The organism is Campylobacter sp. CS_NA3, assembly GCF_027797495.1.
In the GTDB taxonomy this organism is placed as follows: Bacteria; Campylobacterota; Campylobacteria; order Campylobacterales; family Campylobacteraceae; genus Campylobacter_B.
Genome location: NZ_CP115609.1, coordinates 485,180 through 510,902 on the forward strand (window position 1 = coordinate 485,180; position 25,723 = coordinate 510,902).

Here is a 25,723-nt window from a genome sequence, read left to right on the forward strand (position 1 = left end):
TAAAAGTTAAATTTGAAATGAAAAATAAAATTTCAAAACCAAATGTCTATTCGCTCGAAAAGATTGAGAAGTTAAGGCTAGAAACGCTAAGAGATATTGAAACATTAAAGAAAAAAACTTTATATTTATTGATTTTTATTTTCATTGTGCTTGATATATTAAGCATTTATTTTATGTATCTAAATTTAAAATTAGAGCATTTATATTTTGGCTATATAACCTTTGCTGTTTTAATTAGTGGTTTTTTATATATAAAATCAAATTTAACTTTATTTATAGCTTTTTTGGCAAATATAGGCACTGCCTATGTTTTATTGAATTTTTTTAAATTTGAATTTTATCCTGTTATATTTATTGTAATGTCACCTTTTAGTGTTTTTCTGTTTTACACTATCATTGCAAAAAGTATAGTAAAAAGTAAAGAAAAACTTTTTAAATTTATATTCAAACAAAATTTTATAAAACCACATATACGAAATTTAGGTTACAATTACGACAGCAATCGTTCAATCACAGATAATGAAATAAAATTTAGTAGATTATATGGCGATAATTTTATAAAACAAGGCGGAAACGACAGAATTAGTGGTCAAAAAGATGGTGTAGATTTTGTTTTTAGTGATATAAATATAAGTGTGAATAATAATGGATATTTTCCGTCTAATGGAATTTTTTTCTATGCAGATTTTAATAAATTTATCGCTTCAAATACGCTGATATTTTCTACCGATTTTATACCATTTCAACTAGATAGAAAATTAATCAAAATGGACAATGTAGAATTTAATAAAATTTTCAAGGTTTTTACGGATAAACCAAAAAATGCAGCGTATCTTTTAAGTCCGTTATTAATGCAACAACTGCTTGAATTGCATAAAATATTTAAATGTCCTATAAATATCAGTTTTAGAAGAACTAAAATTTGTATCGCTATTTTAAGAGATTTTGATAGCTTTGAACCTGATATTAATCAAAGCGTTTTAACGCATAATCCGATACACTACATAGAGCAAGATTTAAATAAAATCTTTGAAATAATCGAAACATTGCGGTTAAATCGCAAAATTTGGAGCGTATAAAAATAAAAAAAGCCGAATTTGAAAATTAAAATTCGCAAATTTGGCGTAGTTATCAAAAAAAGCTAATTTTTTATAAAAATAGGCAAAAAATAAACGCAAATTCGCACCAAATTTAGCACAAATTCACTCACAAAACTGCAACCAAGCCTAAGTCGCAGTCAAAATCAACTAAAAACCAAAAAGCTTTCTCAAAAATTCTCTAAATTTCGATTTTTTGGCACAAACAACTGAAAAAACCATGTCCAACTCATTTCGCTCTTGCGTAGTGAAGCGTTGCATAATCACTCTCCTATCAGTTTTTTTATTTTACTCAAAACAAATGAGGCGTCGTCGCTATCAAGCTCACAAAGCATTTGAAACACGGCAAGCGCAGCCTGTGGCTTTGTCGTGCCTAAACGCCAGTCTTGATAGGTTCGCATAGAAACTCCCAGCTTTTTTGCCATTGTCGCATGGGAGATCTTTTTCCCCATATATTTGGATTCCACAGCATTGTGGAGAATATTAAAAATGTCGTTTGTTTCTACCATGATGAAATTATACAAATTCTTTCATTAACTATACATTAAATCGTATAAATATACAAGATTTTGTATAACTTATAATTAAAAATGGTTAAACAATCACTTTTAATGTTGAAATTATACAGATTTTTGCATAAAACGAACATTAAAAATTATAAAAAAAGCAAAAAATTTTATAAGGAAAATGGGTAAAATTTCGCCAAATTTACCTGTTTTTTATAAAAATTTGAGAAAATATTATAAATTTTAAAAGTAGAATTTATAAATTTTGTAAATTTTGAGCTATGCACCTAAATTTTTATTTTTTAAATTTTTGAACGCTGTCATCAAACACTGCCTAAATTCGCCAAATTTTGCCAAAAATTAAATTTTTATATAAAAAACCTTGACATTAATGCACTCAATATTGTATAATTCTTAGCAATTAAAATGAAAGAGTGCTAAAAAATGAAAATGAATAAACGAGATTTGATTTTGGAATCAATCATTTCGGCTTACCTTGATGACAACACGCCGATTGGCTCGTCTGAGCTTGGTTCGAGAATGCAAATTTCGATTCCGGCTTCGACAATTCGGGTTTATTTTAAAAAGCTAAGCGACGAAGGCGCTATCACGCAACTTCATGTCAGTGGCGGTCGTATCCCCACAGTCGCGACTATGCAAGAGTATTGGCAAAGCAAACTTCGCTTTGACAATGTTTTGCAAATCTCAAATTTGGAAAATTTAGCGCTTATTTTAAAGGAATTTGAGATTTATTGTATGATTTTTAGCTCTGATAATGAGCTTTTGCGTGAAGTCTTAAACTACAATAATCGCTTCATCGTGCTTGTTTTTGACGAAGATGAGATTATTATGAAATTTGAGCCTAGAATTTACAAATTTTTGCTGAATTTGGTCGGAATTTCGCTAAAAGATTTGGAAATGGCGAGTATTCAGGTTGGGCTTTCGGGGCTTCGCTCAAAGATAAAGGAACTAAAAAATTCAAAAATCGAGTTTTTGGCAAACGAGGTCGTGGCGTATAAAATTTTCAAAGATGAGAGATTTAAAATCCTTTTAAATCCGTCGATTGCCGTAAATTTTGGCAAAAATTTGATTTTTTCGCCGTATTTTGAAAGCGGTTTTATGGGTATCAAACGCGCCGTCAAACTCGGCGAAAAAGACGCAACGATGATTTGCGCAGGAAGCGTGTATGAAGACTATGATAAATTTTTTAATTATATAACGGAGGCAGCATGAACGAAGAGAAAGAAAATTCGCAAAACGCCGAATTTGACGAAAACAAAGGTTGTGGTTGTGGCGGCGGCTGCGGGTGCGAAAGCCCGTTAGCAGACGACGGCGACGAATTCGCAGATGAGCTAGAAAACGAGCAAGAAAATTCTTGCGAGTGCGAAAATTCGCAAGATGACGAAATCGCAAATTTGCAACGCCAGCTAAATGAAATAACCGATAAATTTTATCGTGCAAATGCCGATTTTGACAATATCAAAAAGCGTTTGGAGCGAGAAAAAAGCACGGCGGTCGAATATGCAGCCGAAAAATTTGCAAAAGATCTCTTGCCGATAATCGACGCGCTTGAAGAAGCCGCTAAAATCGACATTGAAGGCAACGAGCTAGCCGATAAAATCGAAGAAGGCGTGAAGCAGTGCATAAATTTATTTCTAAAAACATTTGAAAAATACGGCATTACGCCGATTTCAACGGACGATGGCTACGAGAGCGAAAGCGGTAAATTTTACCCAATCCAACTCGTAGAAAAAGATGGCGCAAAAACGAACGAAATCGTTCAAGTTTTGCAAAAAGGTTACCTTTACAAAGAGCGAATTTTACGCCCTGTAATGGTTATTTTAGCGAAGTAGATTAATTCGCAAATTTACAAAATTTAGAAAAAAATTTAATAAAAAGGATAAAAAATGGGAAAAGTAATTGGAATTGACCTTGGCACAACAAATTCATGTGTCAGTATCTTTGAAAGGGGCGAAAGCAAGATTATTCCTAACAAAGAAGGAAAAAACACAACTCCGTCAGTTGTCGCATTTACCGACAAAGGCGAAGTTTTAGTCGGCGACAGCGCAAAACGCCAAGCTGTTACAAACCCTGAAAAAACGATTTATTCAATCAAAAGAATTATGGGTTTGATGATGAACGAGAAAAACGCACAAGAAGCCAAAAAGCGACTTCCTTACAAGATAGTCGATAGAAACGGCGCTTGTGCGGTTGAAATCGCGGGCAAAGTCTATACTCCGCAAGAAATTTCGGCAAAAGTTTTGATGAAACTAAAAGAAGACGCTGAAAGCTTCCTTGGAGAGCCAGTTGTCGATGCGGTTATCACGGTTCCTGCGTATTTTAACGACAGCCAAAGAAAAGCGACAAAAGAAGCAGGAACAATCGCAGGGCTAAATGTGCTTCGTATCATAAACGAACCAACGGCTGCTGCGTTAGCGTATGGGCTAGATAAAAAAGAAGCCGAAAAAATCGTGGTTTATGATTTGGGTGGCGGAACATTTGATGTTACCGTGCTAGAAACAGGCGATAGCGTGGTTGAAGTGCTTTCAACAGGTGGAAATGCTTTCTTGGGTGGCGATGATTTTGATAATAGAGTGATTGATTTCTTGCTAAGCGAATTTAAAGCAGAGAGCGGAATCGACCTTAAAAACGATGTTATGGCTATGCAACGCTTAAAAGAAGCAGCAGAAAACGCCAAAAAAGAGCTTTCAAGTGCTATGGAAACGACTATAAATTTACCTTTCATCACAGCAGACGCCACAGGCCCTAAACACCTTATGAAAACGCTAACAAGGGCTAAATTTGAAAGTATGATTGATGATTTGGTCGATGAGACTATCGATACTCTTAACCGCGTTGCCAAAGAAGCAGGGCTAAATATGAGCGAAATCAAAGAAGTCGTTATGGTCGGTGGCTCGACTCGCGTTCCTTTGGTGCAAGAGCAGGTCAAAAAAGCGTTTGGCAAAGATTTAAATAAAAGCGTAAATCCTGACGAAGTCGTCGCAATCGGTGCTAGTGTGCAAGGCGCTGTTATCAAAGGCGATGTAAAAGATGTGCTTTTGCTTGATGTTACGCCACTTTCGCTTGGTATCGAAACACTAGGCGGCGTTATGACAAAGATTATCGATAAAGGCACGACAATCCCAACCAAAAAATCGCAAGTTTTCTCAACAGCAGAAGATAACCAATCTGCCGTTACAATCAATGTCTTGCAGGGCGAGAGAGAATTCGCAAGAGATAATAAAACTTTGGGTAACTTTAACCTAGAAGGCATTATGCCAGCCCCACGCGGTGTGCCACAAATCGAAGTTGAGTTTGACATCGACGCAAACGGCATTTTAACCGTTTCGGCAAAAGACAAAGCCACAGGCAAGGCGACCGACATTCGCATTACAGGTTCAAGCGGATTGAGCGATGCTGAAATCGATAAAATGGTAAAAGATGCCGAGCTTCACAAAGAAGATGACAAAAAACGCAAAGAAGGCGTCGAAGCAAGAAACCAAGCCGACGGAATCGCTCATCAAACAGAAAAAACGCTAAATGAAATGGGCGAGAAAATCCCGGCTGAGCTAAGAGCAAACATAGAAAGCGCATTAAATGACCTAAAAGCCGTGCTAAAAGATGAAAACGCCACAAAAGAGCAAATCAACGCAAAGGTTGAAGCCCTAAGCAAGGCAGCTGAGCAAATGTATAAACAAGCTTCGGCAAATCAAGGTGGCGCTAACGGCGGTTCGCAAAACGGCTCTGGCAACGCTGGCGGCAAAAAAGCAGATGACGATGTCATCGACGCAGAAGTAGAGTAAAACATTAGCTTTTTGGCAAATTTTGGCGAATTGAACTTAAAAAATTCGCCAAAATTTTAAATTCAAAAATCCTTTCTGGTAACTTCGCAATGTAGGTTTAAAATTTTTAAGCCTACATTGATTTTTTAAATTTTATTGAAATTCTTAATTTTAGTTGTTTTTATCGCAAATTCATTGTAAAATTTGGTGTTTATAAAATTTTGAAGGATAAAAAATGCGTAAAATCGGTTTTGACATTGGGATTTCAAGTATCGGCTGGGCGGTAGTTGATACAGGCGAAAGCGATAATGAATTTGAGATTATTGATTGTGGTGTGAGAATTTTTGAAAAGGCCGAAAATCCAAAAGACGGTTCATCTCTTGCTTTGCCTAGGCGCGAAGCAAGAAGCGCAAGGCGTCGTCTTGCAAGGCGAAAAGCAAGATTAAATGCTGTCAAAAGGCTACTTTGCAAAGAATTTGATATTAAATTTAACGATTTTATTATGCAGGGCGAAAATTTGCCGAAGATTTTCGCTACTGATAAAAACACGCTAAACCCGTGGCAACTTCGCAAATTTGCGTTGGAGCGAAAACTAGATAAATTTGAACTTGCAAGAGTGATTTTGCATATCGCAAAACACCGCGGATATGATGATTTGCGGTATTTTGGCGATAGTGATGACGCAGATAGTAAAAAAGTCTTAGGTGCTATTTCAAAAAATAAAAAATTTACTGAGCGTGGTTTTAAAACGGCTTCTAATATGCTTTTAAACGATTTTGAAAAAAAGGAAATTTCAAGTATTCGCAATCGCGACAAAGACGGCGTGTGGAATTATGAAAATTCAATTCCGCAAAGTCTAAACAAAGAAGAACTTACGCTAATTTTAGAAAAACAAGCCGAATTTGGCTATAAATTTAGCGAAAATTTTGCACAAAATCTCATACAAAAGGTCTTTTACTCTCGTCCATTAAAAGACTTTGAAAATAAAGTTGGCAAATGTATTTTTTACGAAAAAGAAAAAAGAGTGGCAAAATTTACGCCATTGGCACAAGAATTTATCGCTTTAACTAAGATTATAAATACGCTTATAAATATCTACAAAGACACAGGCGAAATTTTGCAACAAGAAAAAATTATAGAAATTTTAAATCTTGCAAAATCAAAAGGCGAATTTAAATACAAGGATTTGGCAAAAGCACTGAATTTGCAAAATTACAAAATTAAAGGCTCAAAAAAAGATGATTTAAGCGATACTTTTATAGATTTTAAAAAATATAAAAAATTTACTCAAATTTGCTCTGCTAAATTTGGCGGTGAATTTTGCGATGTTTTTAATGATAAATTTAATGATATTGCACGAATTTGCACCTATAAAAAGGATTTTGACAGCCTTAAAATCGCTCTTAGTAAGTATGAATTTGATGACGAGCAGATAAACGAACTTTTAAAACTAAAATTTAGCACAAATATCGAGCTAAGCGAAAAAGCGTTAAGGCAAATTTTGCCTTTGATGATGAGTGGCAAACGATATGACGAGGCGTGTAAAGAAGCAAATTTAACTCTAAAAATTCGTGAAAAAAGCGAAAAATTACCACCGCTTTGCGACACGCCACACGGAGCAAGTCTAACAAATCCGGTCGTAGCAAGGGCTGTAAGCGAATATCGAAAAGTTTTAAATTCTATTATCAAAAAGCACGGAGCTGTTCATCAAATTTATTTTGAGCTTACGCGCGAAGTCGGTAAAAATTTCGCTAGCAGAAACGAAGCGATAAAAAAACAAAACGAAAATTTTGCCAAAAATGAAGCCGCGAAAAATCGTTTAGAACAATACGGACTTGAAATAAACAGCGCAAATATCCTAAAAATGAAGCTTTTCATCGAGCAAAATGAGTTTTGCGCTTACAGCGGAGAAAAAATCACGCGTGAAGATTTATTAGATCCCAAAAGGCTTGAAGTTGATCATATTTTGCCGTATTCTAGGAGTTTTGACGATAGCCAGAGTAATAAAGTTTTGGTTTTTATTTCGCAAAATCAAGAGAAGAAAAACCGCACGCCTTTTGAGTGCTGGGGAAATACGCCAAAATGGGAATTTATCAAAAATTTTGCCGAAATTCACTACAAAAAGGCAAATCCAGCCAAATTTAAAAAGCTTTTAAACAGTGATTTTAAAAGCCGTGAGCAGGGTTTTCGTGCGAGCAACTTAAACGATACTTCTTATTTAAATCGCCTTATTATGAACTATACGAAAGATTATCTGAAATTTTTGCCGTTAAAATCCGAAAATTCTCGTCATGTTTATTCGATAAACGGCGGTTTTACTACGCCACTTCGTAGATTTTTAGGGCTTGAAGAAAAAAATCGCAACACTCATTTGCACCACGCACAAGATGCCCTTATAGTCGCACTTTGCAACGAAAAAATGAATAAAGCGTTTAATGAATTTATGAGCCGTATCGAAACCAAAAAACTTTTAGAGAGTTCAAAAGATGAATTTAGCGATTTTGACAAAGAAAAATATAAAGAAATTTTGCAAAATAGGCTCGATAAAGATGAGCGAACAAAGAAAAAACTTCGCCTTGATGATTTTATTCATTTAGAAAATTTTAGAAAAAATGTTGAAAATGCACTTAGTAAAATTTTCGTTTCCAAACCACCGCGAAAAAAGGTTACAGGGGCATTACACGAAGAAACTATTTATGATAAAGAAAAATATATTTTGAAAGTCTTGTATCCTAAAAATAAAGATAATATTGTAACTTATGAAATGGAATTAGAATTTGATAAACTATTAAAATTTGGTCGAATAATAGAAATAAATAGTGGTTATGTTACTGCTAAAAGTATTGTTAGAACCGATGTGTTTATTAGAAATGACAAATTCTATTTAGTTCCAATTTATGCTATACATTTTGCGAAAGGTATATTGCCAAATTTGGCTATTTCTGGCGAAAAAAAGAATAAAAAAACTAAAATCACAACAATAGATGAAAGTTTTGAATATTGTTTTTCATTATTTAAAAATGACCTTGTGGAAATTAAAACTAATAAAATGGATAAATCTATTATGGCTTATTTTAAGGCACCAAATAGTAGTAGTGGTGGATTGCTTGAATATGAAATGCCACTAAATGATGAAAAATTTACACCGCTTATTTCTACTATAACAAAAATTAAAAAACTAAAAGTTTCGCCTTTGGGCGAGATTAGCGAGTGTGAATTTGAGCCAAGACAAGAAGCGAGATTAAAATCATCACCGAAAAACAAAAAGGCATAAATTTGCAAATTTAATTAAAGGAGCGAAAATGGCAGGGTTTGATGAGAGTTTTAGAAGCTTGATGATAGGAAGTTCTGCTAAGCTTTCTTTGAAAAACGCAAATTTGCTAATAGAGCGCCCCGAAAAAGGAAGCGTTAGTGTTGCATTAAGCGATATACACACTATTATTTTAGAAAGCCCCGCCATTACGCTGACTTCGGCGTTGCTTTGCGCTTTGGCTGAGCATAAAATCGTCCTTTTGTGCTGCGACGCTTCGCACTCGCCAAACGGCGTTTTTATGCCGTATCTTACGCATTATCAAAGCAACGCCGTCATAAAATCGCAAATCGCCCAAACCAAACAGCACAAGGCGATTTTATGGCAATATATCATAAAAACAAAAATCCAAAATCAAGCAAATTTAGCTCGTAAATTTGATAAAAAAGTAAGCGAAGAGCTAGTAAATTTAAGCAAAAAAGTCGTTTTGGGCGATACTAAAAACTGCGAAGGAATTGCGGCGGCAAAGTATTTTAAAGCTATTTTTGGTAGTGAATTTAGCCGTGATGAGCCGATTTGGATAAATTCGGCACTTAATTATGTCTATGCGATAATTCGCTCGTGCGTGGTGCGAAATATCGTCGCAAGTGGTCTTTTGCCGATTTTTGGCGTGGGACACGATAATATTTTTAACAATTTCAACCTAGCAGATGATTTAATGGAGCCGTATCGTCCCTTTGGCGATGAGCTTGTTTTGGAGCTCTTTGATGAGAGCAAAGATACATTTTTAAGCGTAAAAGATAAGGCGAATTTGGCTGAAATCTTAGAAGTTTCTACGAAAATAAACGGTAAAAAATTTAGCCTTGCTATGGCTATTGCTAAAACCGTGCAAAGCTATAAAAATAGCCTTGCAAGCGGCGTTTGTGAGCTAGAATTTGCTGGGTTGTAAATGGAAAATTTTATGAGAGTTTTGGTTATGTTTGATGTGCCAGTCGCTACAAAAGACGAGCGAAAAAAGGCGACAAAATTTCGCAACAACTTGCTAAAACAAGGCTTTTTTATGATGCAATTTTCTGTTTATATGCGGGTTGTGCGTGGGCTTACGGCGGCAAATTCTGTCGTAGAACGCCTTAAAAAAATACTTCCTCCAAAGGGCAATATTCGCTCACTTATCATCACCGAAAAGCAGTTTGACAAAATGCAACTTTTGTTAGGCGAAAATGATGAACAGATGAAAAAATCAAAACCAAAACAACTTACACTTTTTGATGATTTGGAAGATTTTTAAATTTGCATTGTAAAAGAAAGAAAATTTGGCAAATTTTATAAATTTGTCAAAATAAAAAATTCGGTTTTTCTAAGGGATTTAAACCCTGCGGGAGACCGAAAACTCCCTTATTTTAGGCTCTTCTTAAATTCGTTTGTCAATTATACCAAAATTTAGATATTTTTGGCATAAAATTTGCGTTTTTTTGCTTTTAAATCGGCTTTTGCTATTGGGCTATTATAGCAAAAACGAATTTAAGAAGAGCCTAAAACCATTTATTTTAATTCGCATTTTGCATTTTGATTATAGCAAAAACGAATTTAAGAAGAGCCTAAAACGGAGAATGTTGGTGTAAATGCTAAAAGTCCATTATAGCAAAAACGAATTTAAGAAGAGCCTAAAACTAATTATAATGGACAAGTAATATATGATTTATTATAGCAAAAACGAATTTAAGAAGAGCCTAAAACTATCGCCTATTAAGTTATGAGCCATTGTTGATTATAGCAAAAACGAATTTAAGAAGAGCCTAAAACCATGGGATTTATATTATGACGATAATGGCGATTATAGCAAAAACGAATTTAAGAAGAGCCTAAAACTAATGAAATATTTTATCATAAAAATGGTGCATTATAGCAAAAACGAATTTAAGAAGAGCCTAAAACTATATCCGTTATTTTGATTATATCCGCCATATTATAGCAAAAACGAATTTAAGAAGAGCCTAAAACTTGTCGCACTAACAAAATCATCCCAATATTATTATAGCAAAAACGAATTTAAGAAGAGCCTAAAACTTGAGTTTGTCTTCTTGTTCTTTTTCTTGTATTATAGCAAAAACGAATTTAAGAAGAGCCTAAAACGAATACTTTTTGGCATTAGCATCGGCTAAGATTATAGCAAAAACGAATTTAAGAAGAGCCTAAAACAATATCGTGTAGCCTATATAATCGCCGTTTATTATAGCAAAAACGAATTTAAGAAGAGCCTAAAACCTTACTTGCGGTTGTGTAAAATACCCGCCGATTATAGCAAAAACGAATTTAAGAAGAGCCTAAAACCTTAAGATTCAAGAGTGGGTAGGCAAATGCTATTATAGCAAAAACGAATTTAAGAAGAGCCTAAAACCATAATATTCGGTCATAGCGCCTAATGTAAATTATAGCAAAAACGAATTTAAGAAGAGCCTAAAACCTTAAGATTCAAGAGTGGGTAGGCAAATGCTATTATAGCAAAAACGAATTTAAGAAGAGCCTAAAACCATAATATTCGGTCATAGCGCCTAATGTAAATTATAGCAAAAACGAATTTAAGAAGAGCCTAAAATCAGAGTTTGAACCGATAACGCTTATATTTGATTATAGCAAAAACGAATTTAAGAAGAGCCTAAAACCCCGTCCTTTATCAATAGCCGCTAAATCTAATTATAGCAAAAACGAATTTAAGAAGAGCCTAAAACCAAGCGGTTCGAGCGTAGCGAAAACTGCTTAGACAAAAATTTTTCTTTAAATTTAGTTAATAAATTCTACTTTTAAAATGTTTGAGCGATACTTTTGGATACAAAGCAGATGAATTTGTCGCAAATGAATTTGAGATTATATAGGTAGATTTAGTTGATTTTAATTTTAAATTTAATATACTTTATATAAACATTACAAAGGATAGAAAATGGAAGCAACACTGAGTAAATGGGGAAATTCTTTGGCGATTAGAATACCAAATTATATTTTAAAAAAGTTAAATTTGGTAGAAAATTCGCCTATGAATATCGATGTGGTTGCTGGTAAAATCGTTTTGTCAAAACAAAAAAACAGATTAGAAACTCTATGTTCGGCTATCACAGAAGAAAATCTAAATATAGATGATAGTTTTGACGATACAAAGGGCAATGAATGGTAAAATATGTCCCGGAAAAAGGCGATATAGTATGGTTGGAATTTGACCCACAAAGCGGACATGAGCAAAAAGGTCTTCGTCCAGCACTTGCTATCAGCCCTAAAATTTACAATGAAAAATCAGGTTTGTGTCTATTTGTGCCGATAACTACAAAAATAAAAGGTTATCCGTTTGAAGTAGCGATAAACTGCGACAAAATTCACGGCGTAGCACTAAGTGATCAAGTCAAAAGCTTGGATTTCGTAGCTAGAAATGCTAAATTTTGCGATAAAATCGATGCTAAAATCTTTGATAGAATTGTAGAAAAGATAGCACTACTAATCGAAAAAAATTGATTTATGATTTTAAATTGCGATTATATAATAAAACGCACTCGGTTTGGAACCAAGCACTTTTAGCGTAGCAGAAAACTACTTGGTAGAATTTTTTATTTAAGATTATTTTTACTAAAATCAAAAACTTTTACAAATTCAGAGAAAGTTTTTAAAGTATTTTTTTAGAAAATTTACTTCCTAGCCAAAAATACAGCGAAATTCGCCCATTTAAAGATAGTTTCTACGCTTTTAAAACCTGAATTTAAAGCCAAAGTTTTGTTTTCATCTTCGGTGTAGGGTATTAGCACATTTTCTAGTGCCTTGCGTTTTTCGGCGATTTCGTATTTTGAGTAACCCTGATTTTCTTTGTAATCTTCATAAATCTCAATCATCTCTTTGCTAAGCGTTTTATCGCTATATACGAGCTTTTCGCTAAAAATAAAAACGCCGTTGTCGCTTAAATTTTCGCAAATTTTTTGCATAAATTCAGCCCGTTTTATCGGACGGATAAACTGCAAAGTGTAGTTTAAAATCACGCAATCAGCGCCCTTAAAATCGCACTCTAATATATCTTCGCAAGAAAAATTTATTTTTGCGCCGTAAGCTGTGGCTTTTGCGGCGGCGATTTCTAGCATTGAAGGCGAATTATCCACGCCAAAAAGGTTTAAATCGTCTCTTTTTTGGTGCAAATTTAATAAAAGTTCAGCCGTCGAACAGCCCAAATCAACGCACTTTGCGTTCTGTGATAAAATGCGAGATAAAAGCTTGCAAATCAAATTTGAGCTTTCTTTATAAAACGGCACCGAACGGCTTATCATATCATCAAAAACACTCGCCACGCTTTTGTCAAATTCAAACTGTTTTTTTATGGGTTCTTTAAAAATTTCATCTTTCATTTTTCGCCTTTAAATTTGCTTTTTTCAAATCGTTTCGTTTTCAAGTGCCTTATTTGCGTTTTCGATGTCGATTAGGATTTGTTGTTTTAGCTCTGTTAAGTCGTGGAATTTTTTATTTTCACGCAAAAATTTAACAAAATAAATAGTTGCGAATTTGAAATTTTCTTCGTTAAAATTGCCAAAAATGTGGCTCTCGACTGCAAATTCGCCATCAGCCGAAACTCGGTGTCCTATAAAAGAGACGCTTTTGTAAATTTTTTCATTGACACGCGTAAAAGTCGCATACACGCCATCGCACGGCAGAAAATATTGTCCTGTTTGCAAATTTATTGTTGCGACCAAATCTTTTTTGCCGATACCCTGACCGCTTACGACTTTGCCTGAGATTTCGTATTTTCGTCCTAAAAATCGGTTTGCCGAAACTATATTTCCGTTTCGCAAAAATATCTTAATGACGGTCGTATGCACTCCCGTGCCGTCAATACAGACTTCGTCGATGATGGTTGTCGTGCCTTTGAAGCGATTTTTCAAAAACTCGGTATCAAATTTACGATCCTTACCGAATTTAAAATCATCTCCGACTACGATTTTAGTTAAATTTGGAAATTTATTGCGTAAAAGTGCGACAAATTCGTCGCCTTCAAGGTTTTTTATGTCGTGCAAATCAAAATAAAAAATCGGCAAATCTGTAAATTTTTCCCTTGCACGAAACGGAGTTAGCTTATAATAATCTTTCAAAATTACCACAGCTGCGCCATTTTCGCCGATATTTGCAAAAAGTTTTTTATGCCCTAGATGAATTCCGTCGAAGTTGCCAAGCGCAACGGTTGTGATATTTGCAGGATTTGCCGTTTGGATCTCGTCAAATTTGCCCTTGTAGCTCTCATACGGCAATAAAAGTTCGCAAAAATTATCTTCTTTTATCATTCGTGTGTCGTCCAAACGATTTTATCTGTATTATAGCCCATTTTAGCGGCATAGCTGGTATAAACTGCCTTTATCATCTCAGGCATAGTTTTTGTGCGCGAAAGCATATAAAGTTCGCTCGTATCGTCACCAAAAATGAGCGCATACTTATACTCATCATCGATTTTTACGATATTGTGAAATTTGTCTTTGATTTTCATCGAAGCTGTGTTATTTAAATCAACGCGTTTTAGCTCATAAATTTCGTTAAAATCTTTATCATTTGTAAATTTGCCGTTTTTCATCAAATTTATCGTGCCGTTTTTATCGACAAAATACTCGTATGTAGTGTTATTTAGCGTAGCTTCAAACGGACTTTTCATTTTGCCGATTTCATACCAAAGTCCTGTGAATTTTTCGATTTGAAAATTTTGCGGATTTTGCAAATTTGACGGCAGTTTTGTGGCAATACAACCGCCCAAAAACGCACCTAAAATCACTAAAAATAAAACTTTTTTATACATTTAAATCTCCGAATTTGGTTTTTCGTAAAGGTAAAAAAACTCTTGGTTTCCGTTTTTACCTTTGATTTGACACTCTTTAAAAGCTAGTTTGATTAGCCCCATTTTAGCGCAGTTTAGCTCGAAATTTGCTACCGATTTTTTGATAGCTTTTTCATCTTTTACTACGCCTTTTTTGTCTCTTTTTGCGTTAATGCCCACTTCAAATTGTGGTTTGAAAAGCAAAATTATATATTTTTTTGCTAAATGAAAAATATTTTCTAAAATGGAATTTAGCGAAATAAAACTCACATCGCAGGTTATTAAATCAAATTTTTCGCTTTTAAATTCCCTTATATCGGTATTTTCGCAGACTTTTACCCTTGCGTCGTCTCGCAAAATTTCGCTAAGCTGCATTGAACCAACATCAAGAGCCGTTACGCTTCCCGCGCCATTTTCAAGCAAAATTTGCACAAATCCGCCTGTGGAAGAGCCAATATCAAGGGCGTTTAAGCCAGTTATATCAAAGCTAAATTCATCTTTTAACTCACGCAAAAAGCCTTTTAATTTTAATGCCCCACGACTTACATAAATTTCACTAGCCACCGAAATTTCGCCGTTTTCGACATTTTTCGCCGTATCATTGCAAATTTCATTATCAAGCAAAATTTTTTCATTTTTTATTAGCTCACTGGCTTGATTTCGGCTGATATTAAGCTTCTCGGCGACAAATTTATCAAATCTCAAAGTAACGCCTTAAATTCATCTTCGCTTAGCGTTTTCACACCAAGAGCGTTTGCTTTTTCTAGTTTGCTTCCTGCTTCTTCGCCGTAAATCACAAAATCGGTTTTAGCTGAAACTGAACTAGCCACCTTTGCACCCATTTTAAGCAAATCGTTTTTGACTTCATCTCGTGAGCGAGATAGCGTTCCTGTGATGACGACGGTTTTGCCTGTAAAGGCGTTTTGGATAATCTCCAAATTTAGGGATTTTGGCGTGATTATATTGATTAAATTTAAGATTTTTTCTCTATTTACTTCGCAAAATTCGCAAAAGCTTTTTGCCATAGCTTCGCCAAATCCGTCCAAGCTTAAAACTTCGTCAAAACTTGCTTCAAGCCACTTTTCGCCAAATGCAAGGGCGATTTTTCGTGCCGCGACTTCGCCGATATGCTCGATTCCAAGCGAAGTGATAAATCTATCAAGTGGCGAATTTTTGCTGTTTTGGATTGAAGTTAGCAAATTTGCGATTTTTTTCTCTTTAAAGCCGTCCAAATCGCTTAAATCATCAGCTTTTAAAGCGTAAATATCGGCGACAGAAGCGATTTTGCCTTTTTCGTAAAGCAAATTTATTATCGATTCGCCAAGTCCGTCGATATTCATACATTTTTTTGAAGCAAAATAAATCAGCGAATTTATCGCTCTTGCCTTGCAGTCGATATTTTGGCAACGGATAAAAATGTCGTCATTTAGCACCTTTTGCCCACACACGGGGCAGGTTTGCGGTCTTAAAATTTCGCTTTGAGTGCCATCTCTACGCTCTTTGAAAACGCCCGTGATTTTTGGGATTACATCGCCGCTTCGTATGATGCCCACAAAATCGTTTTTCATTAACCCAAGTCTAGCGATTTCATCGAAATTATGAAGCGTAGCGTTTCGCACGATTGCTCCGTCTATATTTACGGCTTCGACGACCGCCACAGGCGTTATCACGCCTGTCCTGCCAACTTGCAAATTTATATCAACTAGCCTTGTGATTTTTTCGATGGCTGGAAATTTATACGCCACCATAAAACGCGGAAATTTAACGGTATAGCCCAAATTTTCGCACTTTGCGAGTGAATTTACACGCACGACCATGCCGTCCATTAAAATATCTTTTTGATTTCTAAGCTCGTGCAGGTCATTATAAGCCCCACGAATTTCATCTAAATTCGCACAAATTCGTTTAAAATCATCTTGCAAAAACCCCAAATTTCGCACAAATTCCATAATCTCGCTATGGTTTTTAAATTCAAGCGAATTTGCACCCACGCCCCACGGGATAAACTGCAACGGGCGATTTGCTACGATTTTGCTATCTAGTTGCCTAAGGCTTCCTGCGGCTGCGTTTCTTGGATTTGAAAATAGGCTTTCGCCTTTTAATGCTCTTTGTTCGTTTAATGCGTCAAAATCGCTTTTTGAGATGACGACTTCGCCGCGAATTTCGATTTTTTTGTTATATGGAATTTGAAGCGGGATTGATTTTATAACTTTTGCATTTTGCGTTACATTTTCGCCGATTTTGCCGTCTCCACGCGTGGTGGCTGTTTTTAAAATGCCATTTTCGTAGGTTAAATTCAAACTTGCTCCGTCAAATTTTGGCTCACAATAAATTTCAAATTCGCTTTTTTCGCCACGCCCAAGCCACGCTATAAGCTCGTTGTCATCGAAAATGTCTTCCATAGACCACATGGCACTTTCGTGGGCTAATTTTTCAAAACCCTCGCTTATCTCGCCGCCGACCCTTAGTGTCGGCGAATATGCTAAAATTTCGCTTGGATTTTCTTTTTCGTAAGCCAGCACTTTATGATAAAGCTCATCATACTCTTCATCTGTCGCGATGGGGCTATCATCGGTATAATAAGCTTTTGCCCATAAATTCAGGGTTTCAACGCTTTTTTTATATTCAAATTTGTCCATAAAATCGCCTATAAAAATGTTTTTATCGCTTTTTCGTAATCGCTTTGCGTATCAATGCCGATACTTTTGGTTGAAATTTCTAGCATTGCGATTTTTTCGCCGTTTGATAAAGCTCTTAGCTGTTCTAATTTTTCCACATTTTCTAAAATGCTAGGCTTAAATTTGCAAAATTTAGCCAAATTTTTAACGCTATAAGCATAAATTCCAATATGCCCCAAATAGTCCTTAAAATCGCTTCTAGGATACGGAATTAGCGATCTTGAAAAATAAATCGCATCGCTAAAATCATCTAAAACAACTTTAACTAAATTTGGATCAAGGGCTGAGAGTTCGCTAATTTTTTTGTAGCAACTTGCCATAAATTTGCCGTCCCCAGAGATTTGAAATTCGGCAAATTCTCTGAATTTCGCCAAATTTTCGCTCTCAAAAAATGGCTCGTCGGCTTGAACATTTATAATGATTTCATTTTCATCTAAGCCAAAATTTTTAACTGCTTCGTTTATTCGGTCAGTTCCGCTTTGATGATTTGGATTTGTTAAAACCGCGTCAAAACCATACTCTTTTGCGATTTTTAGCACCTTTTCATCATCGACGGCGATTAAAACTCTATCTGTTTTTGAAGCGTTTTTTGCGGTTGCAATAAACATAGGCACACCGCCAATGTCGCATAAAATTTTGTTTTCAAACCTTGTTGAAGCTAGTCTGGCAGGAATCACTATCATTTTTTTATCCAATTTATGATTTCATTTTTGATTTCATCTTTTTCGACTACGCTTTTATGGATCGCTTCTGTTTCAAAAAGCCTTGAAATGCTCATTGGAACGGGGCTATTAAATTCCTTTGAAAGTGCGATCATTTCGTCTTTTTCGCCTAGTTTCATTTCGCCTTTGATTGCTTTTACCATTGACGGAGTAAATTTGATCCATTTTGCCGTTGAAACTACCAAATTCGTTGAATTTTCATCAATCATTTTAAAGCAAGTCGCCGTGTGCGGGTCGATTAAAACGCCTTTATCACTAGCATTTTTTATAAATTTAGCGCACTTCTCATCATCGCAAAAATTTGCTTCAAATTCGCATTGCAAGGCATTTAGCTCATTTTGCGTGAGTTTATAAAATTTATTTTCATTTAGGCTTTGCATTAACTCTTTTGTGCGAACATCGCCAAATTTATCAAAAAGCAATCTTTCCACATTTGAGCTAATCAAAATATCCATTGCAGGGCTAATTGTATTTATTAGCGTTTTATTTCGCAAATCATAAATTCCTTTTGTGAAAAGCTCGGTTAAAATGTTATTTGAATTTGAAGCGATTTTGATTTTAGCGATATTAGCGCCCATTTTTTTAGCATAATACGCCCCCAAAGCATTGCCGAAATTTCCGCTAGGCACGATGACGGCGAATTTTTTAACGCCCATTTTAGCAAAATAGACATTTGCGTAGATATAATAGATTATTTGAAATAAAATTCGCCCAAAATTCACCGAATTTGCTGCACTCAAACTTAAATCATTTTTGGCTAACTCATCTTTAAATTCATCATTTGCCAAAAGCGTTTTTAAGGCTCTTTGAGCGTCGTCAAAGTTTCCTTTTATGCCGATAGTTTTAAGATTTTTCGCTTCCACATTTACCATTTGTCGGCGTTGAATTTCGCTTGTGCCACCACTTGGATAAAGGCAGACAACCTTGATATTATCAGCATTTGCAAAGGTTTCAAGGGTGGCTGGACCCGTATCGCCGCTTGTAGCGCACATTATTAGATAATTTTTATTTTGTTTTTTTGCTAATGCGCTTAAAATTTCACCAAAAGGTTGAAGCGCCATATCTTTAAAAGCCAAAGTCGGTCCGTGATAAAGCTCTAAAATGTATGAGTTTTGCCCAAATTTTGTAAAATTTACAGGGCAGTTTTTATCATCAAATCGCTCATATCGTTTCAAAGCATTTATAAAAATTTCATCTTCAATATCAAATTCAAAGCTTTTTATCACTTTTAAAGCAATCTCTTTATAACTCAAATTCTCGCATTCGCTCCAAAATTTTTCATCAAAATTTGGTAAGCGTTCAGGGCAAAACAACCCGCCAAAATTCGCACTTGGATTTAGCAGAGCATAGCTTAAATCTACTTTTTGGTTTTTATCTCTTGTTGAAATTAGTTGCATATTTTTCCTTTAAAATTTCTCTTTTATCAAACTTCCGATTCCATCGTCTGTGAAAAGTTCAAGTAGCAGTGAGTGTGGAATTTTGCCGTTTATGATATGAGCTGAGAGCGCTCCTGCTTTAACACACTCTAAACAAGCATCCATTTTTGGGATCATTCCGCCGCTAATGGTGCCGTCTTTTTTAAATTTGTTTATCAGTTTTTCATCTAGTTTGCTGATTAGTTTTCCTTCTTTATCTAAAACGCCGTCAATGTCGCTTAAAAATATCACTTTGTCTGCTTTTAGCGCACTTGCGACTTTACTAGCACAAAGATCGGCATTTATGTTATAGCTTATGCCGTTTTCATCGGTTGCAAGTGGAGCGATAACCGGCAAATAGCCTTTTTCAAGTAAATCATTTATGAAATTTGTATTGACTTCATCTATCACGCCGACAAAGCCGTATTTTTTCTCATCTAAAAATTTAGCTCTTAGCAAATCGCCGTCTTTTCCACTAATGCCGATTGACGGGGCTCCATTTTGATTTAAAAGTGCGGTGATTTCTTTATTGACTAAACCGCTTAAAACCATTTCGGTTACTTCAACGCACTCTTTGCTTGTAACTCTAAGTCCGTCTTTAAATTCGCTTGTAATGCCGATTTTATCAAGTGTTTCGTTGATTTTTTTGCCACCGCCATGCACGACGATAATCTTAATGCCAACCATGTGCAAAAGCACAATATCTCGTGCAAAATTTGCTTTTAAATTTTCATCTATTTGGGCTGCGCCACCGTATTTGATGACAAAAATCTTGTCTCTAAATTTGCGTATGTATGGGAGAGCTGAGATGATGATCTCTGCTGTTCTACTCTTTCTTATCATAATTTTTCCTTAATTTTTAACAAAAGAATTATTTTATCAAATTTTGCTTTATATAGCTTTTAATTTTGTCTTTAAAATTCTCACTTAGAGTTAAATTTAGCCTTATTATCGAAGTTGGCAAATCAAAATTTTTTATTTTTGTGTAGTCTTTTTCGGTGATTAAAAGGCTTGTGGCGTTGTGAATTTTTAGCAAATTTTCAAGTTCGGCTTTTTTAAAATCATAGTGATCTGGGTAAAAAATTTGAGCTTTTGTATGAGCGAAAAACTCTTTTAAACGCCATGGTTTAGCGATGGCTGAAACCAAAATCATATTTTTTGTAGGATTTAAAATTTGCGAATTTGCAAAAATATCGCCTGTTTGTGGGATAAAATTTGCAAATTTAGCAAAAAACAGCGGATAACGATATGCTGAGCTTGGAATAGTAAAAGGAAGCGTCGGCAAAGGGCATGGCAAAAGTAAAATATCAAATTTTAAAATATCAAATTTGCCAAATCCGTCATCAAACAAAATCAAATTTGCCCCCATTTGCTTAGCTTTTTCAATGGCGATTTTGCGATCTTCGCTAACTATGACATTTGCGTTTTTTAAGCTTAGGGCATATTCCATTGCTTCATCGCCACTTTGGGTCGTATCGCACAGAATTTCGCCGTTATCGCAAACCAAAATCATACCTTTGCTTTTTCGTGCGTATCCGCGCAAAATAATAAAAATTTTGTATTCGCTAGAAAATTCGTTAAAAATCGCCTTGCATAGTGGCGTTTTGCCGCTTCCGCCAAGTGTGAGATTTCCAACACTTATAATAGGAATTTTAAAATCCTGCGGTTTGGCAAAAAGCTTTTTTAGGCAAACTATTAAGCTATAAAGTGCCGAAAACGGAAGCAAAAAAATCGCCAAAACCACACCAAATGGGCTTGGTTTCCAAAGAAATTTCTCAATGCCAAGAGCGATTTTATTAAACACGATTGACTGCTATTTCTTTTATTTTTTTGCAAATATAATAGACTTCATCGTCGCTTAAAGCTGCATATATCGGGAGCGATAGAATTTGCTGATAAACTTTTAGGGCATTTGGAAATTCATTTACTTTGTAACCATATTTTTTCTTATAATAACTAAGCAAGTGAATCGGTATATAATGAAGCGATACATTTATGCCGTTTTTTATCATTTCTCTGGCGAAATCATCGCGGTTTTTATCAACTTTGATGATATATTGCGAATAAATATGCTCGTCATTTCCGACAGGAAGCGTGATGTGTGGGGTATCGCAAAGCTCATTTTGATAAATTTGAGCTATTTCTTTGCGACGAGCTATAAATTTAGCCGTTTTTTTAAGCTGAGATTTTGCGTAAGCTGCATTTATGGCGTTTAAGTCGTATTTAAGTCCTACATCTTCTATGTCATAAACATAGGTGATATTGCCGCTTTTATCAAATCCTTCTGAAATAATGCCGTTATCTCGCAAAAGCACAGCTCTTTTGGCGATTTCTTCGTCGTTTGTAGTGAAAAATCCAGCCGAGCTTACGGCATTTTTTACTTGCGGATTTATCTGAAAACATGAAATCGCGGATTCTTTAATCGAGCCTAGTTTTTTACCTTTATAGGTTGCACCCATAGCTCTACTTGCGTCATCGATTATTTGAACGCCGTATTTTTTTGCAATGTCATAAATGGCGTCCATATCGGCACTTTTACCTGCGATATGCGTGATAAAGGCGCATTTTAGGTGTTTGTGATTGCCGTTTTTTAAGATTTTTTCGAATTCATCGACATTTATATTAAAATCATCTGTGTTTATATCACATAAAACAGGCGTTGCGCTTAACGCACAAATCGCACCGGCAATGTGCGGAAAGGAATTTACCGAACAAATTACTTTATTTGCTTTTTTAACTCCTAATGCACAAAGTGCCAGATAAATTGCCGCTGCGCCGTTGTTTGTGGAAACTGCGCATTTTGTGTCGAAATATTTTTTTATATCAGTTTCAAAAGAATTTACAAATTTGCCTTCATTGTCGCTTAGTGCTTCTAAAAGCAGCTCTTCTTCTTTTTTATCCGTCCATGCTTTAAAAAACGAAATTTCACGCATTATTCGTCCTTAAATTTTTTCTTATTTTTGCTATTTTTGGTTGAATTAGTTTAAATTTATTTGTTCTTATTCGAGTGGTTACAAAATTTACCAAATTTTCGCCAAATTTGGCTTTTAAGTCATCTAAATTTGCATTTTTATCATAAATTTCTGCTAAAACTTTATCTAAATTTTTATATGAATACCCAAGATCTTTTTCATCGCTTTGACCGTCCCAAAGGTCGGCACTCGGGGCTTTTTTGATGATTTTGTTATCTATTTTTAAAAATTTAGCAAATTCAAAAATTTCAGTTTTAAAAATTTCACCTATTGGATTAAAAGCACACGCCATATCGCCGTAAATCGTGCCATAACCTAGCAATCGCTCACTTAGATTGCTTGTTCCTACGACCACACCGTGGTTTTTCGCACTATAATCAAAAAGTAAATTCATACGAATTCTAGCCGTAAAATTGCCGATTTCAAGTTTGGTTGAGTTTGGCTGAATTTTTAAAAATTCATCGATAAATGGCTGAATTTGAATAATTTCAAATGGAATTTTAAATTTATCGCAATGCCTAGTTGCATCGTCTAAATTTTTTGAATTTGAATATTTGGTAGGCATTATAACCCCAAGCGTTTTTGCGCCTTTAACTTTTGCACAAAGTGCGCTAACAACGGCACTATCAAGTCCTCCGCTAATACCGATGATAAAGTTTTTTTGCTTTGTTTTTTTTAGAGATTTTTCTAAAAATTCTACAAGCTTATATTCTAAATTTTTGTAATCCATATTTTTTTCCGTAAAATCTAAGAATTTTAGCTCTTTTTTGATAAAATACTCATAAATTTAAAGGAAAAATTTATGGAAATTTTAAGCAAACCTTGTGGCGATTTTATGACAAATTGCTACATTTTAAAAGGAAAAAGTGGAGAAATCGTAATCGATCCGGGTCAGGGTAGTTTTGCGTGGATAAAACAAAACACTAAAAAAATTTTAGCTGTTTTTAACACACACGGGCATTTTGATCACACATTTGATGATGAAAATTTGCAAATTTTAGGGCATAAAATTTATATACACGAAAAAGACGCATTTTTTTTAGAAAAAGATCCATTTGGGTATCTTGCAAACTGCGTAACGCCTGATATTTTGATAAAAGATGAAAACGAGTTTTTTCTTGGCGAAAATGATGAATTTAATGTTAAATTCTTGCATTTTCCAGGACACACGCCAGGAAGTTGTATGATAGAGATTAACGGCGTTATTTTTAGCGGAGATGTGCTATTTAAGGGAAGTATCGGCAGATATGACTTTCCATATTCAAACGCAGATGATATGAAAAACTCGCTTTTAAAAATTTTGCAAATCAAAGAAAATTTTGAAATTTATCCCGGACACGGACAAAAATCAAATTTAAACGATGAACGAAAAACTATTGAGTATTTTTTGAGATTTTTTAGATAAAAAAATATCCGTGCCAAAACAAATTTGACACGGATTTATAAATTTTTAAGTTCTTGTATTTTTTAATTAAATGATTTTGACGCCATTATTCTTCGTGCAAAACTCTTTCATAAGTTTTACAAGCTTTTTCGTGACCGCCGTCACAAGCTTTTTTTAGCCAAAGCAGGGCTTTATCGTGATCGTGTTCTGCGCCTTGGCCGACAGCATAAAAAAGTCCTGCCCTATAACAACCATTTAGATTATGTCCTGTTTCACAAGCATTTTCGTAAAGTTGGTGTGCTTTTTCATGATCTTTTTCTAATCCGTCTTGACCACGATAATATTTCATACCTAGCTCAACACACTTTTCCCAATCCCCGCCGTCACAGGCTGCTTGAAGTTCTGCGTTTGCAAAAACCGCACTTAAACTTGCTGCACAAAATGCTGCAATCAAAAACATTTTTTTCATTTTTAATCCTTTCGCATTTTTTGGATTTAACTTTTTAAATGCGAGTGCATTATACTCTGAATTTTTAAATATATATTTACTTTTTAATTTATTGATAATTTCTATATGATATATCGTAAAAGTATAATTTAAATTTGCGTCCAAATTTACGGACGCAAACTTGTCTTTTATTATTCTTCTTCGTGCAAAACTCTATCATACATTTTGCATGCTTTTTCGTGATTTCCGTCACAAGCTTTTTTTAGCCAAAGTAGGGCTTTATCATGATCATGTTCTGCACCCTGACCGATAGCATAAAATGCTCCCGCTCTAAAACAACCATTTATATTATGTCCTGTTTCGCACGCTTTTTCATAAAGTTGGTGTGATTTTTCGTGGTCTTTTTCTACGCCGTCGCCCTTGTAGTATTTTATGCCAAGTTCGACACATTTGTCCCAATCTCCGCCGTCACATGCCTTTTGCAACTCTTCGCTAGCAAACAAACTTGCAGTCCCTAACAACGCTAAGAAAACTAATTTTTTCATAACCTTGCTCCTTTTAAACAAAAAATTCCTCTTTTCAAAGGCGCAATTATACTCCAAATTTTTAATTTTGGAGCAAATTTTTTATAAATTTTTTGTTTTTTTACCTAGTTTTTTTATAAAAATTATAAGATATTCTAAATCTGCCCTGTTTTAGGCATAAATTTATAAATTTAAATGAATTTTTTTTGAATTTTTTACTAAATTTAAACCGAAATTCTCACATAAACTCGTTTTGGTGCGGGGTAGTTTTCGATCGTCAAATTTGGATTATTTGGATTTAGAAAATTTTCTAAACTTTGCCCTAAAATCCAATCCGTTTTGCGTTGTTCGTTTAAATCGGTTTGCTTAGTTTCTAGCACTTCAAAACTGCTAAATTTGGCTCTTTCGCACCAGTTTTGTAAAGCGTTTATGGTAGGCACGAAATAGATATTTGGAATTTTTGAGTAGGTATTTTTTGGCGTAAGCGCAAATTCGCCGTCCCCGTCGATATACATAGTATCTAAAAAAACTTCACCACCATTATTTAGGCTCTGTTTTAAATCTTTGAGCATTTTTATCGGATCGCTTCTGTGATAAATCACTCCTAGACAAAAAATCGTGTCAAATTTATGCTCGTAATTACTCAAATCTTCCACGCCTTTAAGCTCATAAATAATGCCCGTTTTAGCGAATTTATTTAGGAATTTAAACTGCAAAAATGTCCGCACGCTCGGATCAAATCCGACTAGCTTTTTGGGCGAGTGTTCTAGCATACGAAACATATAATACCCGTTATTGCACCCGACATCTGCTACGACCTTACCTTGCAAATTTAGATATGGTTTTAGGATATTGAATTTAATCTGGCTTTGCCACTCGCTGTCGATAAATGTCTCAAAAATTTCAAATGGACCCTTTCGCCAAGGGCGTAAATCCATTGCTAAATCATAAATTTGCTTTTTAAACTCGCTATCTGCGTTTTGATTAAAAATTCGCACGACATCGCCAAAATCCAAATTTGCGTCTAAATTTGGTAAATTTTCAATCTGTTTTAAAAGTTCGGTGCTGATTTTGTCAAAATTCATAAATTTATCCTAAAATTTTTGTGTTATACTAGCGTT

At 34.9% G+C, this 25,723-nt stretch carries 25 protein-coding genes and 1 CRISPR repeat array; of the genes, 10 read left to right on the top strand and 15 right to left on the bottom strand.

The window, feature by feature from the left end; all coding sequences use genetic code 11:
* The first annotated feature begins 17 nt into the window (after window positions 1-17).
* On the top strand, window positions 18-1,079 hold the full coding sequence (locus tag PF026_RS02525) for a DUF3137 domain-containing protein (protein WP_270863438.1): 1,062 nt from the start codon (window positions 18-20) through the stop codon (window positions 1,077-1,079).
* A 281-nt stretch (window positions 1,080-1,360) separates the two neighbouring features.
* On the opposite strand, the gene PF026_RS02530 is transcribed toward PF026_RS02525, so the two are convergent.
* Entirely contained in the window at window positions 1,361-1,606 is a 246-nt protein-coding gene (locus tag PF026_RS02530) for an XRE family transcriptional regulator (protein ID WP_270860425.1), read from the bottom strand.
* Window positions 1,607-2,047: 441 nt separating this feature from the next.
* Between PF026_RS02530 and PF026_RS02535 the strand changes: the two genes are divergently transcribed.
* The 8 genes from PF026_RS02535 to mazF all read left to right on the top strand — a co-directional run bounded on the left by PF026_RS02535 (window position 2,048) and on the right by mazF (window position 12,136).
* Entirely contained in the window at window positions 2,048-2,836 is a 789-nt protein-coding gene (locus tag PF026_RS02535) for an HrcA family transcriptional regulator (RefSeq protein ID WP_270863439.1), read from the top strand.
* Window positions 2,833-3,456 carry a nucleotide exchange factor GrpE gene (locus PF026_RS02540; RefSeq protein WP_270863440.1) on the top strand — a complete coding sequence of 208 codons (624 nt, stop codon included), beginning with the start codon at window positions 2,833-2,835 and terminating at the stop codon, window positions 3,454-3,456. Before PF026_RS02535 ends, PF026_RS02540 begins: the two co-directional genes overlap by 4 nt.
* A 54-nt stretch (window positions 3,457-3,510) precedes the next feature.
* Complete coding sequence (gene dnaK / locus PF026_RS02545; protein ID WP_270863441.1) at window positions 3,511-5,406, top strand: molecular chaperone DnaK; 1,896 nt, start codon at window positions 3,511-3,513, stop codon at window positions 5,404-5,406.
* A gap of 214 nt (window positions 5,407-5,620) precedes the next feature.
* A complete protein-coding gene (gene cas9 / locus PF026_RS02550; protein ID WP_270863442.1) occupies window positions 5,621-8,659 on the top strand; it encodes a type II CRISPR RNA-guided endonuclease Cas9 in 3,039 nt (1,012 codons plus the stop codon).
* Between the two features lie 28 nt (window positions 8,660-8,687).
* Window positions 8,688-9,584 carry a type II CRISPR-associated endonuclease Cas1 gene (gene cas1 / locus PF026_RS02555; protein ID WP_270863443.1) on the top strand — a complete coding sequence of 299 codons (897 nt, stop codon included), beginning with the start codon at window positions 8,688-8,690 and terminating at the stop codon, window positions 9,582-9,584.
* Between the two features lie 12 nt (window positions 9,585-9,596).
* Window positions 9,597-9,923 (top strand): CRISPR-associated endonuclease Cas2, encoded by a 327-nt coding sequence (gene cas2, locus PF026_RS02560; RefSeq protein ID WP_270863444.1) that lies wholly within the window; start codon window positions 9,597-9,599, stop codon window positions 9,921-9,923.
* A gap of 215 nt (window positions 9,924-10,138) precedes the next feature.
* Window positions 10,139-11,364: a CRISPR direct-repeat array (repeat unit 36 nt; unit sequence ATTATAGCAAAAACGAATTTAAGAAGAGCCTAAAAC).
* Between the two features lie 209 nt (window positions 11,365-11,573).
* Window positions 11,574-11,804 carry an AbrB/MazE/SpoVT family DNA-binding domain-containing protein gene (locus tag PF026_RS02565; protein ID WP_270864209.1) on the top strand — a complete coding sequence of 77 codons (231 nt, stop codon included), beginning with the start codon at window positions 11,574-11,576 and terminating at the stop codon, window positions 11,802-11,804.
* Window positions 11,798-12,136 (top strand): endoribonuclease MazF, encoded by a 339-nt coding sequence (gene mazF / locus PF026_RS02570; protein ID WP_270864210.1) that lies wholly within the window; start codon window positions 11,798-11,800, stop codon window positions 12,134-12,136. The genes PF026_RS02565 and mazF overlap by 7 nt, the downstream gene beginning before the upstream one ends.
* A 170-nt stretch (window positions 12,137-12,306) precedes the next feature.
* Here mazF and cmoA read toward each other — a convergent pair whose 3' ends face one another.
* From cmoA to PF026_RS02625, 11 genes are read right to left on the bottom strand one after another with little or no spacing between them, the layout of a single operon-like run.
* Complete coding sequence (cmoA, locus tag PF026_RS02575; protein WP_270864211.1) at window positions 12,307-13,011, bottom strand: carboxy-S-adenosyl-L-methionine synthase CmoA; 705 nt, start codon at window positions 13,009-13,011, stop codon at window positions 12,307-12,309.
* 24 nt (window positions 13,012-13,035) lie between these two features.
* Window positions 13,036-13,938, bottom strand: coding sequence for a bifunctional riboflavin kinase/FAD synthetase (locus PF026_RS02580; RefSeq protein WP_270860291.1), 903 nt, complete (start codon window positions 13,936-13,938; stop codon window positions 13,036-13,038).
* Window positions 13,935-14,441, bottom strand: coding sequence for a lipocalin family protein (locus PF026_RS02585; RefSeq protein WP_270864212.1), 507 nt, complete (start codon window positions 14,439-14,441; stop codon window positions 13,935-13,937). The genes PF026_RS02580 and PF026_RS02585 overlap by 4 nt, the downstream gene beginning before the upstream one ends.
* Window positions 14,442-15,164 carry a 23S rRNA (cytidine-2'-O)-methyltransferase TlyA gene (gene tlyA, locus PF026_RS02590; protein WP_270864213.1) on the bottom strand — a complete coding sequence of 241 codons (723 nt, stop codon included), beginning with the start codon at window positions 15,162-15,164 and terminating at the stop codon, window positions 14,442-14,444.
* Entirely contained in the window at window positions 15,161-17,098 is a 1,938-nt protein-coding gene (ligA, locus tag PF026_RS02595; RefSeq protein ID WP_270870493.1) for an NAD-dependent DNA ligase LigA, read from the bottom strand. Before ligA ends, tlyA begins: the two co-directional genes overlap by 4 nt.
* An 8-nt stretch (window positions 17,099-17,106) precedes the next feature.
* Window positions 17,107-17,820, bottom strand: coding sequence for a 3-deoxy-manno-octulosonate cytidylyltransferase (gene kdsB, locus PF026_RS02600; protein WP_270870492.1), 714 nt, complete (start codon window positions 17,818-17,820; stop codon window positions 17,107-17,109).
* A complete protein-coding gene (gene thrC, locus PF026_RS02605) occupies window positions 17,817-19,256 on the bottom strand; it encodes a threonine synthase (RefSeq protein WP_270870491.1) in 1,440 nt (479 codons plus the stop codon). Before thrC ends, kdsB begins: the two co-directional genes overlap by 4 nt.
* Window positions 19,257-19,265: 9 nt before the next feature.
* Window positions 19,266-20,117 (bottom strand): acetylglutamate kinase, encoded by an 852-nt coding sequence (gene argB / locus PF026_RS02610; RefSeq protein ID WP_270864217.1) that lies wholly within the window; start codon window positions 20,115-20,117, stop codon window positions 19,266-19,268.
* 28 nt (window positions 20,118-20,145) lie between these two features.
* A complete protein-coding gene (locus PF026_RS02615) occupies window positions 20,146-21,081 on the bottom strand; it encodes a tetraacyldisaccharide 4'-kinase (protein ID WP_373567002.1) in 936 nt (311 codons plus the stop codon).
* Window positions 21,071-22,207, bottom strand: coding sequence for a DegT/DnrJ/EryC1/StrS family aminotransferase (locus PF026_RS02620; RefSeq protein ID WP_270861258.1), 1,137 nt, complete (start codon window positions 22,205-22,207; stop codon window positions 21,071-21,073). Before PF026_RS02620 ends, PF026_RS02615 begins: the two co-directional genes overlap by 11 nt.
* Window positions 22,200-22,976: an NAD+ synthase gene (locus PF026_RS02625; protein WP_270864219.1), complete on the bottom strand. Its 777-nt coding sequence runs from the start codon at window positions 22,974-22,976 to the stop codon at window positions 22,200-22,202. The genes PF026_RS02620 and PF026_RS02625 overlap by 8 nt, the downstream gene beginning before the upstream one ends.
* Before the next feature lie 72 nt (window positions 22,977-23,048).
* Between PF026_RS02625 and PF026_RS02630 the strand changes: the two genes are divergently transcribed.
* Window positions 23,049-23,651 (top strand): MBL fold metallo-hydrolase, encoded by a 603-nt coding sequence (locus tag PF026_RS02630; RefSeq protein WP_270864220.1) that lies wholly within the window; start codon window positions 23,049-23,051, stop codon window positions 23,649-23,651.
* Window positions 23,652-23,736: 85 nt separating this feature from the next.
* Here the strand turns inward: PF026_RS02630 and PF026_RS02635 are convergent, their stop codons facing one another.
* From PF026_RS02635 to cmoB, 3 genes are all read right to left on the bottom strand, one after another.
* Entirely contained in the window at window positions 23,737-24,099 is a 363-nt protein-coding gene (locus tag PF026_RS02635; RefSeq protein WP_270861255.1) for a tetratricopeptide repeat protein, read from the bottom strand.
* Between the two features lie 170 nt (window positions 24,100-24,269).
* Window positions 24,270-24,623 carry a tetratricopeptide repeat protein gene (locus PF026_RS02640; protein WP_270864221.1) on the bottom strand — a complete coding sequence of 118 codons (354 nt, stop codon included), beginning with the start codon at window positions 24,621-24,623 and terminating at the stop codon, window positions 24,270-24,272.
* Window positions 24,624-24,826: 203 nt separating this feature from the next.
* Window positions 24,827-25,687, bottom strand: a complete 861-nt coding sequence (gene cmoB, locus PF026_RS02645; RefSeq protein ID WP_270864222.1) for a tRNA 5-methoxyuridine(34)/uridine 5-oxyacetic acid(34) synthase CmoB — start codon at window positions 25,685-25,687, stop codon at window positions 24,827-24,829.
* Window positions 25,688-25,723: the final 36 nt, after the last annotated feature.